Origin of the sequence: Ciceribacter sp. T2.26MG-112.2 (assembly GCF_900492205.1) — a bacterium.
In the GTDB taxonomy this organism is placed as follows: domain Bacteria; phylum Pseudomonadota; class Alphaproteobacteria; order Rhizobiales; family Rhizobiaceae; genus Allorhizobium; species Allorhizobium naphthalenivorans_A.
Window position 1 is genome coordinate 1 of the sequence record NZ_UEYQ01000014.1, and the last position, 25,669, is coordinate 25,669.

23 protein-coding genes and 1 tRNA gene are annotated in these 25,669 nt (G+C 65.0%); 13 read left to right on the top strand and 11 right to left on the bottom strand.

The genetic code is table 11. From position 1 onward, the window contains the following. The first annotated feature begins 152 nt into the window (after positions 1-152). Entirely contained in the window at positions 153-1,283 is a 1,131-nt protein-coding gene (locus tag DYZ14_RS17105) for a site-specific DNA-methyltransferase (RefSeq protein WP_154721809.1), read from the top strand. Between the two features lie 125 nt (positions 1,284-1,408). On the opposite strand, the gene DYZ14_RS17110 is transcribed toward DYZ14_RS17105, so the two are convergent. After that, a complete protein-coding gene (locus tag DYZ14_RS17110) occupies positions 1,409-1,771 on the bottom strand; it encodes a nuclear transport factor 2 family protein (RefSeq protein ID WP_154721810.1) in 363 nt (120 codons plus the stop codon). A gap of 24 nt (positions 1,772-1,795) precedes the next feature. On the opposite strand from DYZ14_RS17110, the gene DYZ14_RS17115 reads away from it, so the two are divergent. Continuing rightward, entirely contained in the window at positions 1,796-3,763 is a 1,968-nt protein-coding gene (locus tag DYZ14_RS17115) for an O-linked N-acetylglucosamine transferase, SPINDLY family protein (protein WP_154721811.1), read from the top strand. Between the two features lie 6 nt (positions 3,764-3,769). Here the strand turns inward: DYZ14_RS17115 and DYZ14_RS17120 are convergent, their stop codons facing one another. From DYZ14_RS17120 to mutY, 4 genes are all read right to left on the bottom strand, one after another. Beyond that, a complete protein-coding gene (locus DYZ14_RS17120; RefSeq protein WP_154721812.1) occupies positions 3,770-4,126 on the bottom strand; it encodes an XRE family transcriptional regulator in 357 nt (118 codons plus the stop codon). Further along, entirely contained in the window at positions 4,110-4,484 is a 375-nt protein-coding gene (locus DYZ14_RS17125; RefSeq protein WP_154721813.1) for a type II toxin-antitoxin system RelE/ParE family toxin, read from the bottom strand. Before DYZ14_RS17125 ends, DYZ14_RS17120 begins: the two co-directional genes overlap by 17 nt. A gap of 68 nt (positions 4,485-4,552) precedes the next feature. Then, a complete protein-coding gene (locus DYZ14_RS17130; RefSeq protein ID WP_154721814.1) occupies positions 4,553-5,167 on the bottom strand; it encodes an HAD family hydrolase in 615 nt (204 codons plus the stop codon). A 3-nt stretch (positions 5,168-5,170) separates the two neighbouring features. Then, positions 5,171-6,268 (bottom strand): A/G-specific adenine glycosylase, encoded by a 1,098-nt coding sequence (gene mutY, locus DYZ14_RS17135; protein ID WP_154721815.1) that lies wholly within the window; start codon positions 6,266-6,268, stop codon positions 5,171-5,173. An 84-nt stretch (positions 6,269-6,352) separates the two neighbouring features. Here mutY and DYZ14_RS17140 point away from each other — a divergent pair, with 84 nt between their 5' ends. The 3 genes from DYZ14_RS17140 to DYZ14_RS17150 all read left to right on the top strand — a co-directional run bounded on the left by DYZ14_RS17140 (position 6,353) and on the right by DYZ14_RS17150 (position 12,186). After that, positions 6,353-6,850 (top strand): DUF721 domain-containing protein, encoded by a 498-nt coding sequence (locus DYZ14_RS17140; RefSeq protein WP_154721816.1) that lies wholly within the window; start codon positions 6,353-6,355, stop codon positions 6,848-6,850. Positions 6,851-7,665: 815 nt separating this feature from the next. Continuing rightward, positions 7,666-8,529 carry a DsbA family protein gene (locus DYZ14_RS17145; RefSeq protein WP_154721817.1) on the top strand — a complete coding sequence of 288 codons (864 nt, stop codon included), beginning with the start codon at positions 7,666-7,668 and terminating at the stop codon, positions 8,527-8,529. Positions 8,530-8,721: 192 nt separating this feature from the next. Further along, complete coding sequence (locus DYZ14_RS17150) at positions 8,722-12,186, top strand: chromosome segregation SMC family protein (RefSeq protein WP_154721818.1); 3,465 nt, start codon at positions 8,722-8,724, stop codon at positions 12,184-12,186. 41 nt (positions 12,187-12,227) lie between these two features. Here the strand turns inward: DYZ14_RS17150 and DYZ14_RS17155 are convergent, their stop codons facing one another. Together DYZ14_RS17155 and DYZ14_RS17160 are read right to left on the bottom strand one after the other, a co-directional pair. Then, positions 12,228-13,139: a GGDEF domain-containing protein gene (locus DYZ14_RS17155; protein ID WP_154721819.1), complete on the bottom strand. Its 912-nt coding sequence runs from the start codon at positions 13,137-13,139 to the stop codon at positions 12,228-12,230. A 150-nt stretch (positions 13,140-13,289) separates the two neighbouring features. Then, on the bottom strand, positions 13,290-14,087 hold the full coding sequence (locus DYZ14_RS17160) for a class I SAM-dependent methyltransferase (RefSeq protein WP_154721820.1): 798 nt from the start codon (positions 14,085-14,087) through the stop codon (positions 13,290-13,292). Positions 14,088-14,197: 110 nt separating this feature from the next. Between DYZ14_RS17160 and DYZ14_RS17165 the strand changes: the two genes are divergently transcribed. The 5 genes from DYZ14_RS17165 to ppdK all read left to right on the top strand — a co-directional run bounded on the left by DYZ14_RS17165 (position 14,198) and on the right by ppdK (position 20,585). Then, positions 14,198-15,337, top strand: a complete 1,140-nt coding sequence (locus DYZ14_RS17165) for an ABC transporter substrate-binding protein (RefSeq protein ID WP_154721821.1) — start codon at positions 14,198-14,200, stop codon at positions 15,335-15,337. Position 15,338: 1 nt separating this feature from the next. Further along, the gene (locus DYZ14_RS17170) at positions 15,339-16,406 is read left to right on the top strand and encodes a FecCD family ABC transporter permease (RefSeq protein ID WP_154721822.1); all 1,068 of its coding nucleotides are present in this window, start codon (positions 15,339-15,341) and stop codon (positions 16,404-16,406) included. Beyond that, positions 16,400-17,155, top strand: coding sequence for an ABC transporter ATP-binding protein (locus tag DYZ14_RS17175; RefSeq protein ID WP_154721823.1), 756 nt, complete (start codon positions 16,400-16,402; stop codon positions 17,153-17,155). Before DYZ14_RS17170 ends, DYZ14_RS17175 begins: the two co-directional genes overlap by 7 nt. Positions 17,156-17,301: 146 nt before the next feature. Continuing rightward, complete coding sequence (locus DYZ14_RS17180; RefSeq protein WP_154721824.1) at positions 17,302-17,757, top strand: Ivy family c-type lysozyme inhibitor; 456 nt, start codon at positions 17,302-17,304, stop codon at positions 17,755-17,757. Positions 17,758-17,906: 149 nt separating this feature from the next. After that, positions 17,907-20,585 carry a pyruvate, phosphate dikinase gene (gene ppdK / locus DYZ14_RS17185; RefSeq protein ID WP_154721825.1) on the top strand — a complete coding sequence of 893 codons (2,679 nt, stop codon included), beginning with the start codon at positions 17,907-17,909 and terminating at the stop codon, positions 20,583-20,585. On the opposite strand, the gene DYZ14_RS17190 is transcribed toward ppdK, so the two are convergent. After that, positions 20,582-20,911, bottom strand: a complete 330-nt coding sequence (locus DYZ14_RS17190) for a hypothetical protein (RefSeq protein WP_154721826.1) — start codon at positions 20,909-20,911, stop codon at positions 20,582-20,584. The two genes, ppdK and DYZ14_RS17190, sit on opposite strands and share 4 nt — an antisense overlap. Positions 20,912-21,048: 137 nt before the next feature. Here DYZ14_RS17190 and DYZ14_RS17195 point away from each other — a divergent pair, with 137 nt between their 5' ends. Together DYZ14_RS17195 and DYZ14_RS17200 are read left to right on the top strand one after the other, a co-directional pair. After that, positions 21,049-22,137 (top strand): hypothetical protein, encoded by a 1,089-nt coding sequence (locus tag DYZ14_RS17195; protein ID WP_154721827.1) that lies wholly within the window; start codon positions 21,049-21,051, stop codon positions 22,135-22,137. 179 nt (positions 22,138-22,316) lie between these two features. Next, on the top strand, positions 22,317-23,240 hold the full coding sequence (locus DYZ14_RS17200; RefSeq protein WP_154721828.1) for a DUF1499 domain-containing protein: 924 nt from the start codon (positions 22,317-22,319) through the stop codon (positions 23,238-23,240). A 15-nt stretch (positions 23,241-23,255) separates the two neighbouring features. Here the strand turns inward: DYZ14_RS17200 and DYZ14_RS17205 are convergent, their stop codons facing one another. The 3 genes from DYZ14_RS17205 to DYZ14_RS17215 form a co-directional block, all read right to left on the bottom strand. Then, on the bottom strand, positions 23,256-24,185 hold the full coding sequence (locus DYZ14_RS17205; protein ID WP_154721829.1) for an MBL fold metallo-hydrolase: 930 nt from the start codon (positions 24,183-24,185) through the stop codon (positions 23,256-23,258). After that, positions 24,182-24,478, bottom strand: coding sequence for a cupin domain-containing protein (locus DYZ14_RS17210; protein WP_115671004.1), 297 nt, complete (start codon positions 24,476-24,478; stop codon positions 24,182-24,184). The genes DYZ14_RS17205 and DYZ14_RS17210 overlap by 4 nt, the downstream gene beginning before the upstream one ends. Positions 24,479-24,747: 269 nt before the next feature. Further along, entirely contained in the window at positions 24,748-25,308 is a 561-nt protein-coding gene (locus tag DYZ14_RS17215) for a type 1 glutamine amidotransferase domain-containing protein (protein ID WP_154721830.1), read from the bottom strand. Between the two features lie 246 nt (positions 25,309-25,554). Between DYZ14_RS17215 and DYZ14_RS17220 the strand changes: the two genes are divergently transcribed. Next, positions 25,555-25,629 (top strand) — tRNA-Gln (locus DYZ14_RS17220). Positions 25,630-25,669 lie beyond the last annotated feature (40 nt).

Sequence of the window (25,669 nt, forward strand, 5' to 3'; positions counted from 1 at the left end):
ACCCCAGCCTGCCCCGCACCCCTCGGCCCCTTTCGGCACAGGCCGCCCTGCCGCCAATGGAATTTCTCAACGCCCCTTCAGTCTTTGGTAACCAAGTTCGGTAACCATAGGCCTCTATTCCAGTGCTGCGTCAGCGTAAGAGTGAGTAACCGATGGCTTCCGTATTCCCGCTCGCCGATCTCCGCCGTTCCAGTGACCCCTTCTCCTGGGTCAATTCGATCATCAAGGGCGACTGCGTCGCCGCACTCGAAGCGCTGCCCGACAAGTCCGTCGATGCGATCTTCGCCGATCCGCCGTACAATCTGCAGCTCGGCGGCGCGCTGCACCGCCCGGACCAGAGCCTCGTCGATGCCTGCGACGACGAATGGGACCAGTTCGCCTCCTTCGAGGCCTATGACGCCTTCACCCGCGCCTGGCTCTTGGCCTGCCGCCGTGTGCTCAAGCCGACCGGCACCATCTGGGTGATCGGCTCCTACCACAACATCTTCCGCGTCGGCGCGACCCTGCAGGACCTCAATTTCTGGATCCTCAACGACATCGTCTGGCGCAAGACCAACCCGATGCCGAACTTCAAGGGGCGTCGTTTCCAGAATGCCCACGAGACGATGATCTGGGCCTCGCCCGACGCCAAGGCTAAGGGCTATACGTTCAACTATGATGCGCTGAAGGCCTCGAACGACGACGTGCAGATGCGCTCCGACTGGCTCTTCCCCATCTGCTCGGGCGGCGAGCGGCTGAAGGGCGACGACGGCAAGAAGGTCCATCCGACCCAGAAGCCGGAAGCCCTGCTCGCCCGCATCATCATGGCCTCCACCAAACCCGGCGACATCGTGCTCGACCCGTTCTTCGGCTCCGGCACCACCGGTGCGGTGGCCAAGCGCCTCGGCCGCAACTTCGTCGGCATCGAGCGCGAACAGGACTACATCGACGCGGCCTCGGCCCGCATCGCCTCGGTTACCCCGCTCGGCAAGACCGAACTCACCGTGCTGACCGGCAAGAAGGCCGAGCCGCGCGTCGCCTTCAACACCCTGGTCGAGAGCGGCATGGTCAAGCCGGGCCAGGTTCTCACCTGCGCCAGGCGCCGCCATTCGGCGGTCGTGCGCGCCGACGGCACGCTCGCTTCGGGCAGCGATGCCGGTTCCATTCATCGTCTGGGCGCCAAGGTGCAGGGCGTTGATGCGTGTAACGGATGGACCTTCTGGCACATCGATGACGGACACACCCTGCGTCCGATCGATGAACTCCGGGCGGTCGTCCGCAGTGGGCTGGCAAAGCTGGACTGACGATCCGCCCAGCTTTGCCAGTCCGGAGTTTCTCCGGCCGGTCTTGTACCTCTAGTCCCGGCAGGAGAGCCTTGACGCCCGGTGCGAAAGCGCCGGGCGTCATCCGTTTCCAGGCACGTCTGGTCCTAGACCTTGTAGTCGGTGACCTCGACCGAGACGATCTTGCCGTCGGCATTGAAGGTAATGGTCTCCTCGCCGAAGCGGATGAGCGGCTCGCCGGTCTCGGCATGGGTCGCCTTCAAACGCCACACCGCGCGGGCGGAAAGCGGCGAGACCGCCTCGATCAGTTCGTCGACCGCCTGCTGGTCGGGATAGGTTGTGAAATACTGCCGAAACGCCGCCAGGATTGCGTCGCGCCCCTGAAGCCCTCCGACCTTCACGGAGCCATAGACGGCCTCCTCTGCGTAGAAATCTTCGATGACGGCGAAGTCGAGATCGTTGACGGCGTCGAGATAGCGCTTGGCGGCGGCGACGGGATCGAAGGTCATGAAGGCTCCGGAAAGGGCGGGAATATGAAGGCTGCCGGCGGGTCGCGGCGGCCGGGCGCCACCTTCGCCCAGTCGACAGTTTCGGACAAGTCGGTCCGCCTAACCATGGCGGCGAAACATGGGGATGACGAAGACGTGACGGCATTGCTGGATCAGGCGAAGCGGCAGTTCAACGAGGGCGATCTCCAGTCCGCGCTCGCGACGCTCTATGCGCTGTTCGAGACAGAGCGCGGCGACGCCCAGCCGATGATCCTCGCCGCCACCATCTACGAGCGGCTGGGCGACCGCGCCATGGCCGCGACCTTCTATGCCGGCGCCATCGATCTGACCCCTAACCTCAAACGCGAAGTCGCCTTCCGCGCCGCTTCCCACTATCTCGCCGTCGGCGACGGCGATGCAGCCCTTTCCGCCCTGCGGATGCTGGAAAAGCATCTGCCGGACGATCTCGATCTCGCCCATTCGATCTGCAGCCTTCATCGCGAGGCCGGCCGCTATTCCGACGCGCTGCCCTATGCCCGCACGCTGGCGGAGAAGGGCCAGAACTTCGGCAATTTCCTCAATGCCGGTATCGTGCTGTCGGGGCTCGGCCTCTATGAGGAGGCCTATCCGCCCCTGCTTCAGGCCTATGTCGCGAACCCGCAAGAACGGCTGGCGCTGTCCGAGCTCTTCTGGTGCGCCGGAAACCTTTGCGATTTCCCGCTGGCCGATCGTCTGCAGGGCGAGCTTCAGGCGGCCTATGCCCGCGAGGGCGTGACCGCCGACATCCGCGAAAATGCCTTCCGCGCGCTCGTCTGGTCCGGCGACGAGGAATATCACGCCCGCTGCGCCCGCCGCACGGCCGAAGCGGTCTTTCCCCCGGTCGCGTCGAAATGGTCGCGCAGCGAACGTGCGCCCGGCCCGATCCGCATCGGCTACCTGTCCTCGGATTTCTGCGATCACGCCACCATGGCGCTGTTTGCCGGCGTGCTGGAAGCCCATGATCGCGAGAACTTCGCCGTTTACGGCATCTGCCACACGGCGGAAGACCAGCGCAAAGGCCCCGTGCGCGAGCGTTTCCTCGAGGCGATCGATTTCTACATCGACATTCTGCCCTTAGACGACGATGCCGCCGCCGAACTGGTGCGCTCGCTCGATCTCGACATTCTCGTCGACCTCAAGGGCTTCACCCAGGGCAACCGGCTCGGCATCTTCTGCCGCCGTCCGGCACCGGTGCAGGTCACCTATCTCGGTTTCCCCGGTTCGGTCACGGGGGTGGGCATCGACTATGCCGTCACCGACCGCATCGTCACGCCCGACCGCTCGATCCCCTTCTACCAGGAAAAGCTGCTCCGTCTCGACGGCAGCTACCAGGCGAACGACCGCAGCCGCGAGGCGGTGGAGCGCGCGCCCGACCGCGCCGAGGCCCGCCGGGCCCATGGCCTGCCGCTCGATGGCGTCGTGTTCTGCTCCTTCAACCAGCCACAGAAGATCCGCAGCCACATGTTTGTCGCCTGGATGCAGGTGCTGGCCGCGGTCGAAGGCTCCGTGTTGTGGCTGGCGGAGCAGTCGCCGCTCACAAGGGCAAACCTGCAGAAGGCTGCAAAAGCCCACGGCATCGATCCGGCCCGCCTGGTCTTCGCCCCGAAAAAGCCGCTGGCCGAGCATCTGCGCCGCCTCGTCGAAGCCGACATCGCCCTCGATACCGCACCGTATAACGGCCACACCACCACGTCGGACGCGCTCTGGTGCGGCGTGCCAGTCATCACCGTCAAGGGCACGAGCTTTGCCAGCCGCGTGTCGGAAAGCCTGCTTTCCGCCGTCGGCCAGCCGCAGCTCGTTGCCGGTGACCTTTCAGAATTCGTCCGCCTGGCGGTCGAACTGGCGCAGGACGGAGACCGCCATCTCCGCCTGCGCCAGGACTTGATCGAGGCGCGCACGTCAGCGCCGCTGTTCGACACGGCCCTTTTCACCCGCCGGCTCGAGGAAAAGTTTCTCGAGATCGCCGCGGGCTGATCGGTCCTATCGGTTGCCCGCTCGTTTCGGCTTGTCCTCGCCGCCGTCTTCGGAAGCAAAGATGCTCGTAAGAACAGCGGGTTTCCTGTCCGGAAAGCGCGCGATGATCTCGAGGTCACCTCCCATCGCCGTGATGTAGTCGCGCAGGGTCGACAGGAGCAGATCGCTGCGACGCTCCATGCGCGAAACGTTTTCCTGATTGACGCCGAGAATTTCGGCCACCTTTTCCTGCGTCAGGTCTCGTGCCTTGCGCAGGTCCTGCAGGGTCCGGTACTCATCGAGCCGTTCCTGGCCGCGCTTTTCCAGTTCCCTGCGCTTTTCCTCGGGCAGGGCGGCCAGAGCCTCGTCAAGCGTTCTTGCCATCGTCTTTTCCTTCCAGATCCTTCAGGTGCTGCGTGAAGCGCCGGTCCGCCTTGTCGATCAGCTGTCTATAGAAGCGCTTTTCGCTCCCGCCGGACTTGTCCGCTGCGACAAGCAACACGGCCTGCCGCTTCGGGTCGAACGCATAGGCGACCCGCCAGACGCCGTCATCGGCCTTGAAGCGCAGTTCCTTCATATTCGGGTGGCGAGAGCCCTTTAGTGTGTCGGCCCATGGGCGCCCGAGCTGCGGGCCATAGGTCTTGAGCAGCGGCAGGCTCGCGAAGATTTCGTCCCTGACCGGCTCGGGCAGGGCCTCGAATTCCGGATCGAAGGCTTCATGCAGCAATACGCTCCAGGTCATGCAAAAATATGACATGGAGCGCATATGAGTTCAATGGCATTTTGCCGAGGTGACCCGCACCCTAGATCCTAGACCTCGACGCCTAGATCCTTCAGGTCCGCCTTCAGCTTGTCCGCTCCGAGGAACTGAACCGCCTGCCAGCCGGCAGCGCGGGCGCCTTCGACATTGACGGTGACGTCGTCGATGAACAGGCTGGCCGCCGGGTCGAGACCGAAATCGGCGGCGTGGCGCTGGTAGATCGCTACATCCGGTTTCAGCAGGCCGATCTCGCCGGACACGGTCACGCCGCGCGGCAGGTCGAGGAACGGATACATCCGCCGCGCGTCCCGGAACGTGTCGGCGGCGAAATTGGTCAGCATGGTGACGTCGCGCCCGGCATCGATCAGGCCCTTCATGATCGCCACGCTGTCCTCATAGGCATACGGCACCATTTCATGCCAGTTCAGCCGGAAGGCGCGGATCTGCTCTTCGCGCTCGGGATAGCGGGCAATCACCTCCGCCTCGGCCTCGGCCCATCCGCGCCCGCGGTCCTGCTCCAGGTTCCAGTCATGGGTGCAGACATTGTCGAAGAACCAGCGACGCTCCGCCTCGTCGGGAATGATGCGGGAATAGGGCAGGTTGGGGTCGTAATGGATCAGCACCTTGCCGATGTCGAAGACGATATGGCGGATGGGCTCGGGCATGTCTTATCCTTTGCTGATGGAAAACGCGGTCGGAATAGCGGCGGCAATTGCTTTTTTCATGACAGTCGGCAGCGCCTCGCCGTCAAGATTTGTGACCGGCGCCCAGAAGCCGTGAACCGCGCCGGCCTCCGCGCGGGAAACCTGCACCCGGTAGACGCCGAGCCTAAGCTCGAAATGGGTAAACACATGGGTGACGGTGCCGCAGGCCTGCCAGCCGGCGGCAAACGGCGCGGCTTCAACGCCCGTCTCGCCGTCGACCCGCGACGTCCAGGCCGTGGTCGGCACCTCGGTCATGCCGCCGAGCAGGCCGCTGTCCGGCCGGCGCCTTAAGAGCAGGTGCCCGTCGCTATCCACCGCGACGAAGGCGGCCCCGAGCCGCACCGGCTTTTCCTTCTTCGCCGCCTTGACCGGAAACCGCTCCGGATCGGCGGTGGCGAGCGCCATGCAGACATCGTTGAACGGACAGAGCGCGCAGGCGGGCCGCTTGGGCGTGCAGATCGTCGCGCCGAGATCCATCATCGCCTGGGCGAAATCGCCCGGCCGGTCCTGCGGCGTCATCGCCGCGACGTGGGCCTTCATCTGTGGTTTGGAACCGGGCAGGGGCGCGTCGATGGCAAAGAGCCGCGAGATCACTCGCTCGACATTGCCGTCCATCACCGCCGCGGGGCGGTTGAAGGCGATCGCCGCGACGGCGGCTGCCGTGTAGTCGCCGATGCCGGGAAGCGCCTTCAGGCCGTCCTCCGTGTCGGGAAAGCGGCCGCCATGCGCAGCCGCAACGGCCTCGGCGCATTTCTTCAGGTTGCGGGCTCGCGCGTAGTAGCCAAGCCCCGCCCAGGCGACCATCACGTCTTCGGAGGGAGCGGCCGCCAGATCGCCGACGGTCGGCCAAAGCCCGACGAACTTGGCGAAATAGGCCTTCACCGCCGCAACCGTGGTCTGCTGCAGCATCACCTCCGACAGCCAGATGTGATAGGGATCGGGCGTCACACCACGCCTGGCCATGGCCGGCGAAATGCGCCAGGGCAGGTCGCGGTGGTGGCGATCATACCAGGCGAGCAGGGGCGCGGCCGCGGGTTTCTTCTGGATTGTCACGCTGGTCATTTGCCGCTTGAAGGGAAAGTGCCCTATATCTGGCCAAATCACCCGGCCGTTCAAGGGGGATGTGAAAGGCTTACACGGTATTCCATGCGTGCTCCCAGAAAAGGCGTGATCCAGATTTCCGAGGTGGCGAACGGCATCATCGATCCGGTGCTCGCCCGCCGCGCCGGCATCACCACGGCGCTGCTCGGTTCCTGGGACGAGATCGCCGGCGAGAATTTCGCCGATTGCACGAGGCCGGAAAAGATCGCCTGGCCGCGCCGCAGCGATTCCAGCGACGAAGGCGGCCACAGGCCCGGCGTGCTCACCATTGCCTGCGAAGGCGCCCGCGCGCTCTTTCTCTCGCACGCCCAGGGCGAACTCATTTCGCGCATCAACGGCTTCTTCGGCTATCCGGCGATCGGCCAGATCCGCATCGTCCAGAAGCCCGTCTCGACCGCGACGCTGAAGCGCCCGCGCCCGCGCAAGCTGGAGGGCGAAAAGGCCAGGAAGCTCGCCGGCATGATGGAAGGCATCACCGACGACAAGCTTCGCCTGGCAATCGAGCGTCTCGGCACGGGTGTGATGTCGCAGCGGCGCAAATAGCACTGGGGTGTCTCAGTGACGAAGGACGTACGTGCCCCTCGTTCCAGTTCACCTTGTGCTGGAATCCATCTCTCAAATCCTGAGTCTTCTGGTGGCCTCCAGGAAGGATCCACCAAGGAAGACCGCGAAGGGGAGCATGGGGACGTAATACAAGTAGCTTTGGTCTTGGCTCTCTTGGATTGTCTGGGAGAAAATTTGGGAGCCAACCACTAAAGGAAACAGAACAGTCAAAGCCCATTTTGGTTCCGTCTTGTTGTCTCTTACTAAATCTTCATCGTTGGGTCCGGTAATTCGCTGTGTTGATTTAAGATTGAGGAATCTGAAATAGAAGAAAAGAGCGTAGTGAAAGCTGACGTAAGTCGGGAAAAAACCCGCGATAGCCTGTCAGAAACATCGTCACTATCGGGACATTCGACAGGAGCAATATCTTTGTATGTCTAATCATCTTTGTCGTATCTTTACTGAATTAAGATATGCGGGTCCTTGAATTTCACGCCACGATGCGCGGGCCCCAGCTTCCACCGAAACGTGTTTTGCCTCAGCAACTGACCAGATCCAAGGGGGGCAGCCGCGAACAGCGCAAAACTCCTGAAGCCGCCGGTCCAATTTTTCATCTTCGGTCGCTCGCGGCCAAGCGAGACATCGCGGCCAATACCGACACTGTATCCGCCCAGCCGCGAACATGAAGAAGATTTAATGCGTTAGGCCTCCTGAAGTCACGATTCTTTGATGTCGGGGCAGGGTGCCCGCCTTGTTTGCTGCCGATTGCCGCGATAACGGTTGGCAACGTCAAAAACAGTCATCAGGGTGCATTGATGCCGAAACTCGATCCGATCCTCTCCAAGAGCCGCCTGCTCGGTGGCGCCGCCGTCATCGCCATGGCCGCCATGCTCGCGTCCTGCAGCGACGACACCGAAAAGAAGGCTGCCGACGCGCCGAAGCCGGCTGAAACCAGCACGGCAACGCCCGCCGCTCCGGCCGAAACGGCAACGGCGCCCGCGGCCACGCCTGCACCGGCCGCCGCACCGGCTCCAGCCGCTACCGAGACCGCCCAGGCGCCGGCTCCTGCAGCCGAGCCGGCAGCACCCGCCGCCAAGGTCGAACTGCCGACCTCAGACCGCGACATCGACATGGAAGAGGCGCTGAAGCCCGGTCCGCTCAAGGAAATGGCGCTCGGCGATCCGAACGCCCCGGTCAAGATCATCGAATACATGTCGATGACCTGCTCGCACTGCGCCAACTTCCACACCAGGACCTTCGACGCGATCAAGGCCAAGTATGTGGACAGCGGCAAGGCCTATTTCATCGTCCGCGAATTCCCGTTCCCGGGCGACACCGCATCGCTTGCCGCCTTCATGCTGGCGCGCTGCACGCCGGAGGAACGGTTCTTCCCCTTCGTCTCGATGTTCATGAAGCAGCAGATGACCTGGGCCGCCCCGGCCAACAACGATGTGCGCGGCGCCATGCTGCAATTGTCGAAACTGGGTGGTTTTACACAGGAGAGCTTCGACGCCTGCTTGACGAACCAGAAACTTGCCGCTGATGTGTCCGCAGTCCGGGATCGCGGGGCCAAGGATTTCGGCATTCAGTCGACGCCGACCTTCCTGATCAACGGCAAGAGCTATTCGGGGGACATGTCGGTTGAAACCATGTCGGCGCTCATCGACAGCATGCTCTGATCGGCGCTCCGGCATTCTGGCGGGCGGCGGGCAAACCCGCGCGCCCGTTTTTGCTTTTACCCTCTTCTCCCCTGCGGGGAGAAGTGCCGAACGATGTGAGGCGATGATGAGGGGGCTTCGCGCACGACGTCCCCCCTCATCCGGCCCTGCGGGCCACCTTCTCCCCGCTGGGGAGAAGAGGAGGCTTGCGGCATGAAGTTCAACCGCCTGCGTCTGCTCGGCTTCAAGTCCTTCGTCGAACCGACCGAATTCATCATCGAACGGGGCCTGACCGGCGTTGTCGGGCCGAACGGCTGCGGCAAGTCGAACCTTGTCGAGGCGCTGCGCTGGGTGATGGGGGAAAACTCCTACAAGAACATGCGCGCATCCGGCATGGACGACGTGATCTTTTCCGGCTCCGGCAACCGTCCCGCCCGCAACACCGCCGAGGTCGGCCTCTATCTCGACAATTCCGACCGTACCGCACCCGCCGCCTTCAATGATGCCGACGAGATCCAGGTGACGCGCCGCATCGAGCGCGGCGAGGGCTCGGTCTATCGCATCAACGGCAAGGAAGCCCGTGCCAAGGATGTGCAGCTTCTGTTCGCCGACGCTTCGACCGGCGCCCGGTCTCCCTCGATGGTCGGCCAGGGCCGCATCGGCGAACTGATCCAGGCCAAGCCCCAGGCGCGTCGCCAGCTGCTCGAAGAGGCGGCCGGCATTTCCGGTCTGCATTCGCGCCGCCACGAGGCGGAACTGCGCCTGCGCGCCGCCGAGACCAATCTCGAACGGCTGGAAGACATCACCGCCCAGCTCGAGACCCAGATCGAGAGCCTCAAACGCCAGGCCCGCCAGGCCAACCGCTTCAAGATGCTCTCCGCCGACATCCGGGCGCACGAGGCCATGCTGCTGCACATCCGCTGGAGCCAGGCCAAGCAGGCCGAGGGTGAGGCGGAAAGCGCGCTGAACCAGGCGACCTCGATCGTCGCGGAGAAGGCGCAAGGCCAGATGGAGGCGGCCAAGGCACAAGGCATCGCCAGCCTCAAGATGCCCGAACTGCGCGAGGAGGAGGCACGCTGCGCCGCAGCCCTCCAGCGCCTGCAGATCGCCCGCACCCAGCTCGACGAGGAGGCCGGCCGCCTGCTGCGCCGCCGCGACGAACTCACCCGCCGCCTTGCCCAACTCTCCGAGGACATTCGCCGCGAGGAACGCCTGGTCGCCGAGAATGCCGAAGTGCTGGAACGGCTGACGGCGGAGGAGGTGGAAATCGAGGACATCCTCGCCGATTCCGGCCGCACCGGCGAAGAAGCCCGCATCACCTTCGAGACGGCGGCGGCGACCCTTTCCGACAGCGAGAAGCGCTTTGCCGCGCTCACCGCCGAGCGCGCCGAGGCCGCTGCCGGCCGCAACCAGCTGGAACGCCTGATCCGCGATCTAGCCGACCGCCGCCAGCGGCTGGAGCGTCAGGTGGCGGAGGCCAATGGCGAGCTCGAGCAGATCGCCGCCCGCATCGCAGCCCTTCCCGATCCGGACGAGAAGCGCGAGATGGTCGAGGCCGCCGAACAGGCGCTGGCCGACAGCGAGGCCGCAACCGCCGAGATCGAAGATCGCCTGGCCGAGACCCGCCGCGCCGAGAGCCTGACGCGCGCCCCGCTTGAGGCCGCCCGATCCAAACTCAATGCGCTCGAAACCGAGGCACGCACGATTTCGCGCATGCTGGCCTCGGCCGTGTCGGGCGATTTCACCCCCGTGGCGGAAGAACTGACCGTCACCCGCGGCTACGAGACGGCGCTCGGTGCAGCGCTTGGCGACGACCTCGACAGCCCGCTCGATGCGGCCGCGCCGGCCCACTGGATGCTGAACGGCGACGGTACCGGCGATCCGGCCCTGCCGGCGGGCATTGCCTCTTTGGTGGATCATGTGCGTGCGCCGCCGGCGCTGACCCGCCGCCTGCGCCAGATCGGCATCGCCGACGAGGCGACGGCGCTTCGCCTGATGCCCGAACTTCGCCCCGGCCAGCGCCTCGTCACCCGCGAAGGCGCCGTCTATCGCTGGGACGGCCATGTCGCCGGCTCAGAAGCCCCGAGCGCGGCCGCTCTTCGGCTGGCCCAGAAGAACCGCCTGACCGAGATCGAGACGGAGGCCGAAGAGGCGCAGTATTCACTGAACGAGGCCGAGGAGCGTCTGGCCGAGGCGGTCGACGCGATCCGCAGCGAGGAGTCTCGTCTGGCCGAGGCGCGCGACAGGCAGCGCCTGTCGATCCGCCACCTTGCCGAAGCGCGCGAGGCGCTGACCCAGGCCGAGCGCGCCTCGGGTGATCTGATCCGCCGCTGCGTCGTCATCGAGGAGGCGGTGAACGGCCTCAAGGCCCAGATCGAGGAAGCGCTCGAACAGGAAGAAAACGCCCGCATCGAGATCGAGGAGACGCCGGACCTGTCGGCCCTCGACGTCCGGCTGCGCGAGGCCGAGGCCGAAGTGGCGACCGATCGCGGCCGCCTTGCCGAGGCGCGGGCCCGTTTCGAGGGTCTGGCCCGCGAGGACGAAAGCCGCCGCCGCCGCATCCTCGCCATCCGCCAGGAGCGCTCCACCTGGCAGGCGCGGGCGCGAAACGCCGAGGAGCATATCGCCACGCTGCGCGACCGTGTCGCCGAGGCCGAGGACGAGATGATCGGGCTGGAAATGGCGCCCGACGAGGTCGAGGAAAAGCGCCGCGCCCTGATGAACGAGCTGGAAAAGGCCGAAGCCGCACGCCGCGCCGCCGCCGACCGGCTCGTCGAGGCCGAGACGCGCCAGCGCGATGCAGACCAGAAGGCCGCCGCAGCGCTGGCCGAACTCGCCGAAAGCCGCGAGAAGCGCGGCCGTGCCGAGGAACGGCTCGTTTCCGCCCGCGATTGGCGCAAGGAGGCCGAAACCCGCATCCACGACACGCTCGCCGTTCCACCGCACGAGGCCTTCCGCCTGACGGGGCTCAAGGATCCGTCCGAGATCTCCGACCTGCGCGAAGTCGAACGTGATCTCGACCGTCTGCGCATCGAGCGCGAGCGCCTCGGCGCCGTGAACCTCAGGGCCGACGAGGAACAGAAGGAGCTGTCGGAACGGCTCGCCGCCCTCATCAAGGAGCGCGACGACATCATCGATGCGATCAAGAAGCTGCGCGGCGCGATCCAGAGCCTCAACCGCGAGGGCCGCGAGCGCCTGATCGCCGCCTTCGACGTGGTCAACGCCCAGTTCCAGCGGCTGTTCACCCATCTGTTCAACGGCGGCACTGCCGAGTTGCAGCTGATCGAGAGCGACGACCCGCTCGAAGCCGGTCTTGAGATCCTCGCCCGCCCGCCGGGTAAGAAGCCGCAGACCATGACGCTACTTTCCGGCGGCGAGCAGGCCTTGACGGCCATGGCGCTGATCTTCGCGGTCTTCCTCACCAACCCCGCGCCGATCTGCGTGCTGGACGAAGTGGACGCGCCGCTCGACGACCACAATGTCGAGCGCTATTGCAACCTGATGGACGAAATGGCCGCCTCGACCGAGACGCGCTTCGTCATCATCACCCACAACCCGATCACCATGGCCCGCATGAACCGCCTGTTCGGCGTCACCATGGCCGAGCAGGGGGTCAGCCAACTGGTGTCGGTTGACCTGGAGACGGCGGAAGCGCTGCGCGAGCGTGACGTGGTCTAGATCGACCGTACCCGTCCTCGGTCTTGCCTGTGAGCGGGGTTTTACGCCGCCAGCATCAGGCGGTCGCGGCCTTCATGCTTGGCCTGGTAGAGCGCCTGGTCTGCGCGTGAATAGACGGCCTGGGGCGTGTCCTCGGCCTTGATCTCGGCGAGGCCCGCGGAGAAGGTATAGGCAAAATCCTTGGCGTTCGGCAGCGGCCGGCGCTCGTGGACCGCGGCAAAGATCCGGTCGACGATCTTCTTTGCATGGAGGATCGATGTGTCGGGCATGAGCAGCATGAATTCCTCGCCACCGATGCGGCCAAATCCGTCCCGCAGCCGGATGCTGCCCTGAACCGTGCGGGCGAAGTCGACCAGTACCGTGTCGCCGGCCTGGTGGCCGAAGCGATCATTGATCTGCTTGAAGAGGTCGAGGTCGAACAGGCAAACGCAGCCCTGTCGCTTGGCCGAAGGATGCATGCCGCCCAGCAGATTCTCCAGCAGCGACCACATATGGCGGCGATTGGAAATGTCGGTAAGTTCGTCGGTCTGGGAGGCGCGCGTGGCGAAGTCGCGCAACTGCCGCAGTTCGCGTTCGTCGCGCCGCAATTCGGTGATGTCCGTGGCGATGAACAGCATCCAGCCGTCCGGCTGTACGGTCTCGACGATCCACAGCCAGCGCCCGTCGACGAGATCGCTTTCAAACGAGCGGCGCGGCACCTTGCCCCGGCGCGAGATGGCAGAGGCGAGCCAGGCATCCATGTCGGGATGGGCGATGATGGCGCCGCGGCCCATCTGCCAGTTGCGGCGCATCAGGTCCGGCCAGAGGGGCGTTTCGTCGGGTTCGACAAAGTAGGCTTTGCGGAATGCGGCATTGGCGTAACGCAGACGGTCTTCCGGGTCGTAGACGGCAATGAGGGCCGCCGATTCCTCGCGGAGCGTGGCCAGTTTATCCGCGATCTGCTCTCTATTCACCGGCTGCTGGTTCCCATCGTTCAAGCAATTTCGATGGTCATTATGGGCCGGAACTATGAACTATGAATAAATTAGGGAAATCGGAGATTTCCGATTTCCACCTTCTTTGGCCGGCATGGGCCCCTGAGGTCGGCCGCCGGCTGCGCCTTGTCAGACCGGCTTGACCGCCGAGATCGCATAGCGGTGCTGCGTTGCCCGCTCCAGCCCTTTGAGCAGCGTGAAGTTCTTGCGCTGCTGGCGGTGAATGGCCTTGAGGTCGAAATCGACGCGGATGTCGGTGAAGCCGGCTTCGGTCAGCAGGCGCACGACTTGGTCCGCCCGCGCACCGTTGGAGAAATAGACGCGCGACAGGATGCTGCGATGGGTTTCGCCCAGCGCGCCGGGACCATGCCGCCTGTCCGGCGCCATCAGGCTGATCTTCTGGGCAAGCCCGGAGAGCCTGGAGAACAGCCGCGACAACGGGCCCGGATTGACGAAATCGCCGTCGACGATCAGCAGCTTGCCGCCGGGCTTCAGGATACGGTGCCACTCGCGAAAGGCGGCGGCCGGATCGACCAGCGTCCACACCAGGTGGCGATTGGTCACCACGTCGGCGGAATTGTCCGGCTCCATCGTCACTTCCGCATCGCCGAGCAGAAACTCGATCGACCGCTTGCGGGCAGCGGCCTTGCGCCTTGCCCGCTCCAGCATGGGCTCGGCCCAGTCGATGCCGGTGACCCGGAAGCCGATGTCGTCAAGCAGGTGGGAAATCACCGCCGTGCCGCAGGCAAGGTCGACCGCCCGCCGTCCTTCGCCGCGCCCGAGATGCCGGATGAACAGCGCCTGCCAGGCGGCGCGCTCGCCCTCGGAAAAGATCTCGTGACCCGGCTGCTCGTCGAAGGTCGCCGCACGCTCCGACCAATAGGCCTTGATCTCGTCTTTCAGGCTGTAATTGCTCGCCAGGTTCATTCTCTCAGCTCCGACACGTCTCGAGTTTGGAAGCGTTATAAAAGATAAATCTTGACTGTAAAGATCATGAAACATATTCCAGCACCAATTCAGGTGCTGGAGAGAAAAATATGAATATCTTCCATAAGGTGGCGTCAGCCGCCCTGGGTCTTGCCGTGCTTTTTTCCGGCAGCGTTTACGCCCGGGACAAGGTCAAGGTGACCGACATCACCGGCCGTGAGGTCGAGGTGGCGGTGCCGGTCGAGCATGTGATCCTTGGCGAAGGCCGGCAGATGTATTTCGTCGCCGCCCTCGATACGGAAGCGCCCTTCAGCCGTGTCGTCGGCTGGCGCGACGATTTCAAGAAGGCCGACCTCGACGGCTACAATGCCTATCTGGAGAAATTCCCGGAAATGGAAAAGCTGCCGACCTTCGGCGGCATGAAGGACGGGACCTTCGACATCGAGCAGGCCGTGGCGCTGAAGCCCGACGTCATCATCATGAACATCGACGCCAAGACGGCCACCGAGGAGGCCGGCTACATCGAAAAGCTCGGCAAGGTCGGCATTCCGCTGGTCTATGTCGACTTCCGCGAAAAGCCGATGCTCAACACCGAGCCGTCCATGCGCCTGATGGGCGAACTGTTCGGCAAGCAGGATCGGGCCGAGGAGTTCATCGCCTTCCGCGCCGCCGAGATCGCCAGGGTCACGGACGTGCTCGCCAAGGTCGCCGATCTCAAGCGCCCGAGCGTCTTCATGGAACGCGCCGGCGGTTATTCCGATGATTGCTGCATGTCCTTCGGCAACGAGAACTTCGGCCAGATGGTCGCGCTCGCCGGCGGCACGAACATGGCCTCGGACTTCATCCCCGGCACCTTCGGCACGGTCAATCCCGAGCAGATCATCGCCTCCAATCCGGATCAGGTCATCATCACCGGCGCCAACTGGGAGCTTTATGTCCCCGGCGGTGCATGGGTCGGGGTCGGCCCGGGTGCGGATGCCGCCAAGAGCGCCGAAAAGCTCGCCAAGCTGATGGAGCGCCCGGCCTTTACGGGCATCAAGGCGGTCAAGGACGGCAATGTCCATGCCATCTGGCACCAGTTCTACAACAACCCCTACCAGTTCGTCGCCGTGCAGCAGATCGCCAAGTGGCTGCATCCGGACCTGTTCAAGGATCTCGATCCCGACCAGACCTTCCGCAGCCTGCACGAGCGCTTCCTGCCCGTCGATTATCGGCCCGGTTACTGGGTCTCGCTGAACGCCGGAAACTGATATGGCCGCGGCTGTCGAAACCGTCACGATCAAGGAAGGGCGCGGTCACTACCGCGCCCTGTCCTTCAGGCGCATACTGCTGATCGTTTTCCTGTGCTGTCTTCTGTTCCTGTCGGTCGCCGCCGACATGGCGGTCGGGCCGGCGAACTACACCATCGCCGAAGTGCTGAAGACGCTCTTTTCCCGGGACAGCGTCGACATCCAGCGGCAGGTGGTGATCTGGGACATCCGCATGCCGATCGCCCTGATGGCGGTCACCGTCGGCGCCTCGTTGTCGCTCGCCGGCGCGCAGATGCAGACCATCCTCGCCAATCCGCTGGCGAGCCCGTTCACGCTCGGCATTTCGGCCGCCGCCAGCTTCGGGGCCGCCCTTGGTCTTGTCGCCGGCGTCTCGCTGGTGCCGATCGCCGTCCACCTGATGGTGCCGATCAACGCCTTCATCATGGCGATGCTGGCAGCCCTCTTCATCCATTTCGCCTCGACGCTGCGCGGCGTGACGGTCGAGACCATCGTGCTGCTCGGCATCGCCCTGGTCTTCACCTTCAACGCGGCGCTGTCGCTGCTCGAATATCTCGCCTCCGAACAGGCGCTCGCCGCCGTCGTCTTCTGGACCATGGGCAGCCTGACCAAGGCGACCTGGGTCAAGGTGGCCGTCACCGGCGCCATGTTGGTCATCGCGGTGCCGCTCTTTGCCCGCAACGCCTGGCAACTGACGGCACTGAGGATGGGTGACGAAAAGGCAGCAAGCCTCGGCGTCAATGTCAAAAGGCTGCGGCTCACCACGCTGATGGTCGTCGCGCTGCTCGCCGCCATCCCCGTCTCCTTCGTCGGCACCATCGGTTTCATCGGCCTGGTCGGGCCGCATATCGCCCGCATGCTGGTCGGCGAGGACCAGCGTTTCTTTCTGCCGGCCTCAGTGGTCTGCGGCGCGCTGCTGCTTTCCGCCACCTCGGTGGTCAGCAAGTCGATCATCCCGGGCGCGATCCTGCCGATCGGGGTCATCACCGCGCTGGTCGGCGTGCCCTTCTTCTTCGTCCTCATTTTCACCCAGCGGAGGCGCGCATGGTAGGCTTGATGATGCAGGATCTCTCCGTCCGCTACGGACGCTCCGAGATCGTCTCCGGCATCAGCGCCGAAATCCCCTCTCCGGGCGGGCTGACGGCCGTCATCGGTCCGAACGCGGCCGGCAAGTCGAGCTTCCTGAAACGCATCGCAGGTCTTGCCAAGGGGACGGGAACCGTCGTCGTGGTCGAGGGCGAAAAGGGCGATGCCGGCATTTCCTACATGCCGCAGGACACCGCCTGCAACGCCGTGCTGTCGGTCTACGAATCCGTGCTGATGGCGGCCAAGCAGGGCTCCGGCTGGCAGGTCGAGGACCATGAGCTGGCCGACATCGACCGGGTGCTCGCCTCGCTGAAGATCACCCCCTGGGCCTTCCGCAACCTCGGCGAACTCTCCGGCGGCCAGCGCCAGCTGGTGGCGATCGCCCAAGCGCTGATCCGCAAGCCGGAAATCCTGCTGATGGACGAGCCGACCTCGGCGCTCGACCTCTACCGCCAGATCGAGGTTCTGACCTATATGTCGGCGCTGGCAAAGCGCACGGGCATGGCAGTGGTGATCGCGCTTCATGATCTGAACCACGCCCTGCGCTATTGCGAACGCACGCTGGTGATCGCCGAGGGCAGGCTGGTCGCCAGCGGCCCCTCGGAAGAGGTCATCACCCGCGACATGCTGCGCGACGTCTACCGCGTCGACGCCCGCGTCGAGCGTTGCTCGCTGAGCCGTCCGATGGTCATCGTCGACAGTTCGATCGTCTGACCGCGGCCCGCGATCCCGCACGGCCCCTGTCGACTGCGCCCGACCACGATTTCGCCCTGGGCAATGGCTCTTCCCATCGCGCCGACATCGCGAAAGGATGGGGAGGGCGCCTTGGCGTCTGATTCGTCAAGGGAGGATCGAGCGCGATGAGGACAGGAAGACAGCAGAGGGCGTCGTCACCGGTTTTCCTGCTTGCGCTATTTACGGCGCTCGCCGTCCCGCCCGTCGCGACCGCGACCGCGACCGCTGCCGAACCCTCCCTGTCGGGCAATTTCCTCCCCGCCGTCATCGCCGGCTCCGAGCCGCATCGCCAGTCGCTGGTCGGCCTGATCCGCGGCAAGCCCGGCCTGCCGGCCTGGGTGCGCAACATGGTGAGCCGTGACCGCTACGTGGCGCTCGCCTCGAAACGGGTGGAGATCGAGGGCAAGTCGATGCAGCTGTTCGCCGCCTGCCAACCGGGAAATTGCGCAGCCAGTGCGCTCCGCGTGCTCTATTCCGCGGACGGCAAGCGGGCGGTGCTGCGGATCGCTGACGTGAGGCTCGGAACCATCGTGCTCGGCGAGCCGAAGCCGGCCGAACTGGACGTGCTTGCCGCGGACTGAGCGGCGGCAGACGACGCCCGACGCTTTCCGTATTAACTCTCTGCCGCAATTATGATGCAATGCAACATAATCATGCGTGCTCGGCGTTTTCATTCCGTCACATATGCTGTAAACCGTCGACAAATGGCCTGTTCGGGTGGAGATGAGGCATGAGGAAATGGGTTTATACCTTCGGCAACGGAACGGCCGAGGGAAGTGCTGCCGACCGGGACCATCTGGGTGGCAAGGGCGCCAATCTCGCCGAAATGGCCAGCCTCGGCCTGCCGGTTCCCCCGGGCCTGACCATCGTTACCGACGCCTGCGCCTTCTACTACAAGAACGGCAGAAGCCTGCCGGATGATCTCAAGGCCCAGGTGCTGGAAGGCATCAAGGGCATGGAGGCCGTCACGGGCCGGGGCTTCGGCGATACCACGCTGCCGCTGCTCTTGTCTGTCCGCTCCGGCGCCCGCACCTCCATGCCCGGCATGATGGACACCGTCCTCAATCTCGGCCTCAACGACCAGACGGTGGAGGCGCTCGGCCGCAATGCCGGCGATGCCCGTTTCGCCTGGGACAGCTACCGCCGCTTCATCCAGATGTATGGCGACGTCGTCATGGGTATCGACCATGAGGCTTTCGAGGAAATCCTCGAGGACGAGAAGACCCGTTTCGGCCACGAACTCGACACCGACCTTTCCGCCGTCGAATGGCAGCATGTCACCGCTCTCTACAAGGAAGTGATCGAGGAATCGCTTGGGCAACCCTTCCCGCAGGACCCCCATGTCCAGCTCTGGGGCGCGATCGGCGCGGTGTTTGCCAGCTGGATGAATCCGCGCGCCGTCACCTATCGCCATCTCCACGCCATTCCCGCCGAATGGGGCACGGCCGTCACGGTTCAGGCCATGGTTTTCGGCAATCTCGGCTCGTCGTCCGCCACCGGCGTCGCCTTCACCCGCAATCCCTCGACCGGGGAGAAGGCCCTCTACGGAGAATTCCTGGTGAACGCCCAGGGCGAGGATGTCGTCGCCGGCATCCGCACGCCGCAGTCGATCACCGAGGCTGCCCGCATCGACAGTGGCTCCGACAAGCCGTCGCTTGAAAAGGTCATGCCCGAGGCATTCGCCGAGTTCGGCCGCATCTGCGACCGGCTGGAAGCGCACTATCGCGACATGCAGGACCTCGAATTCACCATCGAGCGCGGCAAGCTGTGGATGCTCCAGGCCCGTTCCGGCAAGCGCACCACCAAGGCGGCGATGAAGATCGCCGTCGACATGGTGGCCGAAGGGCTGATCACCGAAGAGGAGGCCGTGCTGCGCATCGAGCCGTCCTCTCTCGACCAGTTGCTGCATCCGACCATCGATCCCAAGGTCGAGCGTCATGTCATCGGCTCCGGCCTGCCGGCCTCACCGGGGGCGGCCACGGGCGCCATCGTCTTTACCGCCGAAGAGGCGGTGATCGCCGAGGAGGAGGGCCGCAAGGTCATTCTCGTCCGGGTCGAAACCAGCCCGGAGGACATTCACGGCATGCACGCGGCCCAGGGCATCCTGACCACCCGCGGCGGCATGACCAGCCACGCCGCCGTCGTCGCGCGCGGCATGGGCATTCCTTGCGTCGCCGGTGCCGGCACCATGCGTGTCGACTTGCGAAACGAATTGCTGATCGGCGTCGGGATCACGCTCAGGAAGGGTGACGTCATCACCATCGACGGCTCGACCGGACAGGTGCTGAAGGGCGAAGTGGCCATGCTCCAGCCGGAATTGTCCGGTGATTTCGCCCAGTTGATGGAATGGGCCGACAAGGCGCGCCGCATGACCGTGCGCACCAATGCCGACACGCCGGTCGACGCGCGCGCCGCGCGATCCTTCGGTGCCGAGGGCATCGGCCTTTGCCGCACCGAGCACATGTTCTTCGAGGGCGATCGCATCCAGGTCATGCGCGAGATGATCCTCGCCGAGAACGAGGAAGGTCGCCGCGCCGCGCTCGGCAAGCTTTTGCCGATGCAGCGCTCCGACTTCACCGAACTCTTCGCCATCATGCACGGCCTGCCGGTGACCATCCGCCTGCTCGATCCGCCGCTGCACGAATTCCTGCCGAAGACCGAGGAAGAGATCGCCGAAGTGGCGAGCGCCATGGGCATGGACCCGCACCTGCTCAGCCAGCGGGTCGACGCCCTGCACGAGTTCAACCCCATGCTCGGCCATCGCGGCTGCCGTCTGGCGATCTCCTATCCGGAAATCGCCGAAATGCAGGCCCGCGCCATCTTCGAGGCCGCAATCGCCGCTGCCCGCGAGACGGGCGCGGCCGTCGTGCCGGAAATCATGGTGCCGCTGGTCGGCCTGAAAGCCGAGCTCGACTACGTCAAGGCGCTGATCGACAAGGTGGCGAAGGACGTCATGACCGAGGCGGGACTGGAAATCTCCTATCTCGTCGGCACGATGATCGAGTTGCCGCGCGCGGCCCTTCGCGCCCATGTCATCGCCGAGGCCGCCGAATTCTTCTCCTTCGGCACCAACGACCTGACCCAGACAACCTTCGGCATTTCGCGCGACGATGCCTCGGCCTTCATTCCGACTTATCAGCGCAAGGGCATCATCGAGCACGATCCGTTCATCTCGCTCGATTTCGACGGGGTGGGCGAACTGATCCGCATCGCCGCGGAGCGCGGCCGCAAGACCCGGCCCGACATGAAGCTCGGCATTTGCGGCGAACACGGCGGCGACCCGGCCTCGATCCACTTCTGCGAAAGCGCCAATCTGGACTACGTGTCCTGCTCGCCCTTCCGCGTGCCGATCGCCAGGTTGTCGGCGGCACAGGCGGCGATCGGCAGTGCCGCGAAGGTTGATCCCTAACCGGGCACCGCCGGCACGTCGCGCTTCATGTCCGGCTCGTCGTGGATGAAGGTGATCTGCAAGGTGGCCATGCGTTCAGTCGCCGGGTCCGCTCCGCCGGGGTCCTCACCGGGCTCGTCGACCGCAATGTCGCCTTCGCGCAGCGCGGCAATGAGGGCAGGGTAGGCGCTGGCGGCAAGCGTCAGGCGGATCGTGTTCATCAGGTTGGAATACATCTGCACGTCGTCGATCCAGCCGCCGAGGCGATTGACGGTGTCGAAGACGAAACTGGTGGCGTCCTTTCGCTCGCGCCGCGTGACGGCGTTCAACATCAAGATCCGCATCATGTCGGCCATTCCCGCACTTGCCTGTCTGCCGGCCTGTCTGCCGGCGATTCTCGTCACGGCGGATGACAAAGCAAGCCGTTTGTGGAATAGCCGAGGCCTAGCCTTTCAATCGAGACAGCAGAAAGACGGGACGACCGATGAGCAAGCGCCGCCAGAGCCAGAGATCCCGTTCGAAGGCAAGGGTAAGGGCCGACGGCAGCACCGCGAACAGCCAGCGTTCCCGCCCGGAGGCGGCCACGCCCGCGCCGAAGGGACAGGCTGAAGTCAAGGTCAAGACCAGGGGCGCCGCCAGTGCGAGCGGAAAGTCCGCGGCCGGTGCGGCTGCCGCCTCCGCCCAGTCCGCCGCCTCGGCCGCAAGCCCGGCCGACGCCGGCAACCGGCCGGATTTCGCTGCGATCTTCGCCAACCCGTCGTTTCGCCGCTCGCTATGGCTGCTCAATGCCGGCGTGATCGGCCTGCTTTTGTCGCAAGGGATCCCGCACGATTACGGTTTCCTCGAACTCGGCGCGCTGTTCACCTTCTCGGTCTACGACCTGGCGCTCGCCATGCTGGGTCTGGCGCTCGGCGCGGCCATGGCCGAGACCCGCCGCGATTTCCTCGCCGTCGTCGGCGTCTTCCTCGGCGTACTGGTCGTCATGCTGGCCTTCTTCGACCCGATCTTCGGCGTGATCCGTTCATCGCCGCTTGGCGAGGTGCTCTACCTGGTCGCACCGACAGCGGTCATCTCGACCGGCGCCGCGCTCTGGCTGACGGGACGCTGGCGGCAATGGGCCGTCATGCTCGCCGCCGGCGTCGTCGCCTTTTCCTTCTCGCTGTTCGTCGGCCTTGACGACATCGGTGTAGGGCTCATTGACTTCGCCTTCGGTACGGTCCTGAGCGCGCTCTGGCTGGTTCTCGCGCCGGCCCTCATGCTGCGCCATTTCCGCGGCCCGTGGCTCAAGATCCCGGCCCGCATCGTCGGCAGTTGGTTGGTCGTCATCGGCGTCATCGTCCTGGTATCGCTCTACGTACCCATGCCGCTCAAAGCACCGCCGCTGCCCGATCCGTCGCAGCCGGACGGCGGTGCGATCGAGCTGCAGATCCCCGAGGACGGCTCGGCCCCGACGCTGAACGGCGAGGTTCTGGATCTGGAAGGGGCGGCTGAGCCGCAGGCGTCCGTGGCTCCTGCGACGCCCCCAACATCGCCAGAACCGGGCCCCGCCCAGTCCACGCCGCCCAAGCCGTAGTCTTGCCGCCGCCGGGCGACGCCGGAACTTTGCTCCGTGCGTCAGTAAGCGGTACATGGCCGGCTCCATCGGCAGGACCGTGACAACAGCCGGCCGCCCGCTTGTCGCCCCTGCGGCCAGACGATAAACATTGTCGGACTGCTTCGCTCGTCCCTCCGCCTGATCCGGTGTCGCCCCCGATGACCATCCGCTACGACAGACCCGTCTCGCGCTCGGCCTACCTCGCCTGGCGGCTCGGGGTCTTTGGCGCCGCGGTGCTGGCGATCGTCATCCTCGCCCACCGCTTCGGGCCGCTCACCACCCCGGATTTCGTCGCGCTGGCGGCGCTTGCCGCCGTGCCGGCGGCGCTCGCCGTGCCCTTTGCCCTGATCGGCCTTGGCCGGCTCTGGCAGGTCGGAGCGCTCGGCGGAGTGGCCGCGGGCTGGGCGCTGTTCTATGCCACGTTGCCGCTCGGGCTGACCGGCTGGGCGGCCTGGCGCTATCTCGATCGCCCGCCGATCTACGACGTCTCGAGCGATCTCGTCGATCCGCCGCAATGGCTGCGGGAACCCACAGCCCGGCAGCAATGGCTGGAGCGGCCGCCGGTCACGCGGGAGAGCCGCGACCTGCAGGCACGGGCCTATCCGGGCTTTACCGGTCGACGCTACGAAGGCGCGCTCGACCGCGTCTACGAAGCGGTGCGCAAGGTGGCCGATGCCAACGGTCTTCTCGTCATCGCCGAGCGAGGGCAGGAATATGCGGTGCCCGAGTTCCAGCCGCTTTCGCCCGCTCCGCCGGCGAGCGCATCCGTTCCGGCCGTCGATCCCAATGCCCCTCCGCAGGGCGTTCCGGTCCCTCTGCCGCGTCCCGAACCGGAGCCTGCCGCAACAGCCCTGCCGCCCGAACCGATCGGCACGGTGCGGCTGCAGGCCGCGACCCGCACCTTCGCGCTCGGCCTGCCGTTCGACGTGGTCATCCGCTTGCGCGAGGAGGTGGAGACGACCCTGGTCGACCTGCGCGTCGCCAGCCGCTATGGCCCGCACGATCTTGGTATCGGCACCGAGATCGCCGAACATTTCCTGCACGCGCTCGACGCGGAACTGCTCGGCATTGCCGGTGACTGACCCCGTTTCGCGCTTTCAGCCGAGCCGGTAGACGCCTGAAAGCCGCGCCGGCCCGTCGGTCGCCACTTCGCCCTTTTCGACCAGGTCCTCCAGATGGGCCAGCACTGAGAGCGCTGCCGCGCCATGCAGGCGCGGGTCGGTGCTGGCATAAATCACCTTGACCATGTCGGCGATCAGCCGGTCGCCGGCCCGGATGCGCTCCAGCACGGCGCGCTCGCGCATGCGCCGATGGGTGCGAAGCCCGCGCAGGAAGGCCGCCGGCTCCTTTACCGGCCCGCCATGCCCGGGGAAATAGATCCGGTCGTCGCGCTCGAGAAGCCGCTCAAGCGAGGCCATATAGTCGCCCATCGCGCCGTCCGGCGGGGCGACGATCGAGGTTGCCCAGGCCATGACATGATCGGCGGAAAAGACGATGCCACGGTCGTCGAGGGCAAACGCTGCGTGATTGGCCGTGTGTCCGGGGGTGAGAATGGCGGACAGCCGCCAGCCGTCGCCCTCGATCACGTCGCCATCTTCAAGGGTGATATCGGGAACGAAGTCGAGGTCGGAGCTTTCGGCAAAGGGATTGGCCTCGCCCTCGTGCAGCCGCCGCGCCGGGCGATAGGGGCCTTCGGCGACGATGATCGCCCCGGTTTCGGCCTTCAGTCGGCGGGCCAGCGGCGAATGGTCCTTGTGGGTATGGCTGACGGCGATATGCGTCACGTCCCGGCCGGCCAGTGCCGCCATCAGCGCGGCGAAATGGGCCTCGTCTTCCGGACCCGGATCGATCACGCAGACGGATTTGTCGCCGACGATATAGCTGTTGGTGCCGTGGAAGGTAAACGGGCCGGGATTGTTGACCGTGATGCGCTGGACATGCTCGGCCACCGGCACCGCCTGCCCATGGAGAGGCTGGAACGCAAGGTCGAATTCCGGCGCCTCGGCCTGATCGCGCGGCGCGCTCATTTATATTCGATCTCGATGAAGGACATCGGCTTCTTGCCGCCGTTGATCACGTTATGCTCGACCCCCGCGTCGCGGCGATAAACCTCGCCGACCGGCCGTTTCAACCGATGTTCGCCGGTCGCGTCCTCGATCAGGAATTCGCATTCGGTCATGGTGACGACGACATAGCCCATGCCGTGGACGTGATGACCGGTTGCAGCCCCCGGCTCGAAATCCCAGCGCGTCACCCGCACCACGGCGTCATCGACCAGCAGCGTGGGAATGGCGGGCGGACGGGCGGAATATCCGGGCATGGAAAAGCTCCTTTTGGCGATGCGAGACTGGGCCTCAGCTATCGCACCGCAGGAGGGTTGCCGTAAAGGGCCATGCGAAACCTCCCGTTCCCCCCCTCGGGTATAATCAGGAGGTTCGCGAAGCGACCGTGGGACGGCGAGGCGAGTGGGAGGCAAATATACGCCTGACGTGAAAACCCTCTCCCGGCCGGGGCCGGGAGAGGGGACGTCCGTCCTTGGACGGCGTGCGCAAGCCGGGATGACGGACATTGCGCCCGTGAATGCGCGCCTTAAGCCGCGCGGCGGTCGTGACGGCCTTCCTCGACCTCCTCGACGATCTTGGCGACGAACACATCGAGGTCGTTCGGGTTACGCGAGGTGATGATGCCCTGGTCAGTCACCACCGCCTCGTCGCGCCAGGCTGCGCCGGCATTCATCAGGTCGGTCTTGATCGAGGCATAGGACGTCGCCTTGCGGCCCTTGAGCGCGCCGGCCTCGACCAGCAACCACGGACCGTGGCAGATCGCGGCGACCGGTTTGCCGGACTGGACGAAGCTCTTCACCAGGTCCACGGCGCCCTTGTCGGCGCGCAGGATATCCGGATTGATCTGGCCACCGGGGATGACCAGCGCATCGTAGTCATCGACCGCTACATCGCCGACAAGGTGGTCGACATTGGCCGTGTCGCCCCAGTTCTTTTCGTCCCAGCTCTTGATCGGCTCCTTCTTGAGCGAAGCGATTTCGACCTTGGCGCCATGGGCCTTTAGCTTGTCGAGGGGAAAGCGCAGTTCCGAGCGCTCATAGCCGTCGGTGGCGAGAATGAGGATACGTGCGGAATTGATGGAGGGCATGAAAAACTCCTTGTGCCTGGTTGCGTTGAGCGGTGGATGCAAGGCAAAACCCCCGACGGCGCCATTCGTTCCGTGCAAAAAGGATCGGTCCGGCCTGCGTGCGTGCCAGACAGGGCCTTCTGTGACGGCCGAAACATTCGACCGCGTTGCGCCTCCAAAAAAAGCGTCAAAAGGTCATTGCCGCTCGGGCCGGCCTTTGCTAATCAGACGCCCATCCGCAAGCGGCTTCTTCGCCGCCGCGCACGTTGGGGCGTCGCCAAGCGGTAAGGCACCGGTTTTTGGTACCGGCATTCCCAGGTTCGAATCCTGGCGCCCCAGCCATCTAAATTTCGTCCAGTATATCAAGTAGATAGATTTTATT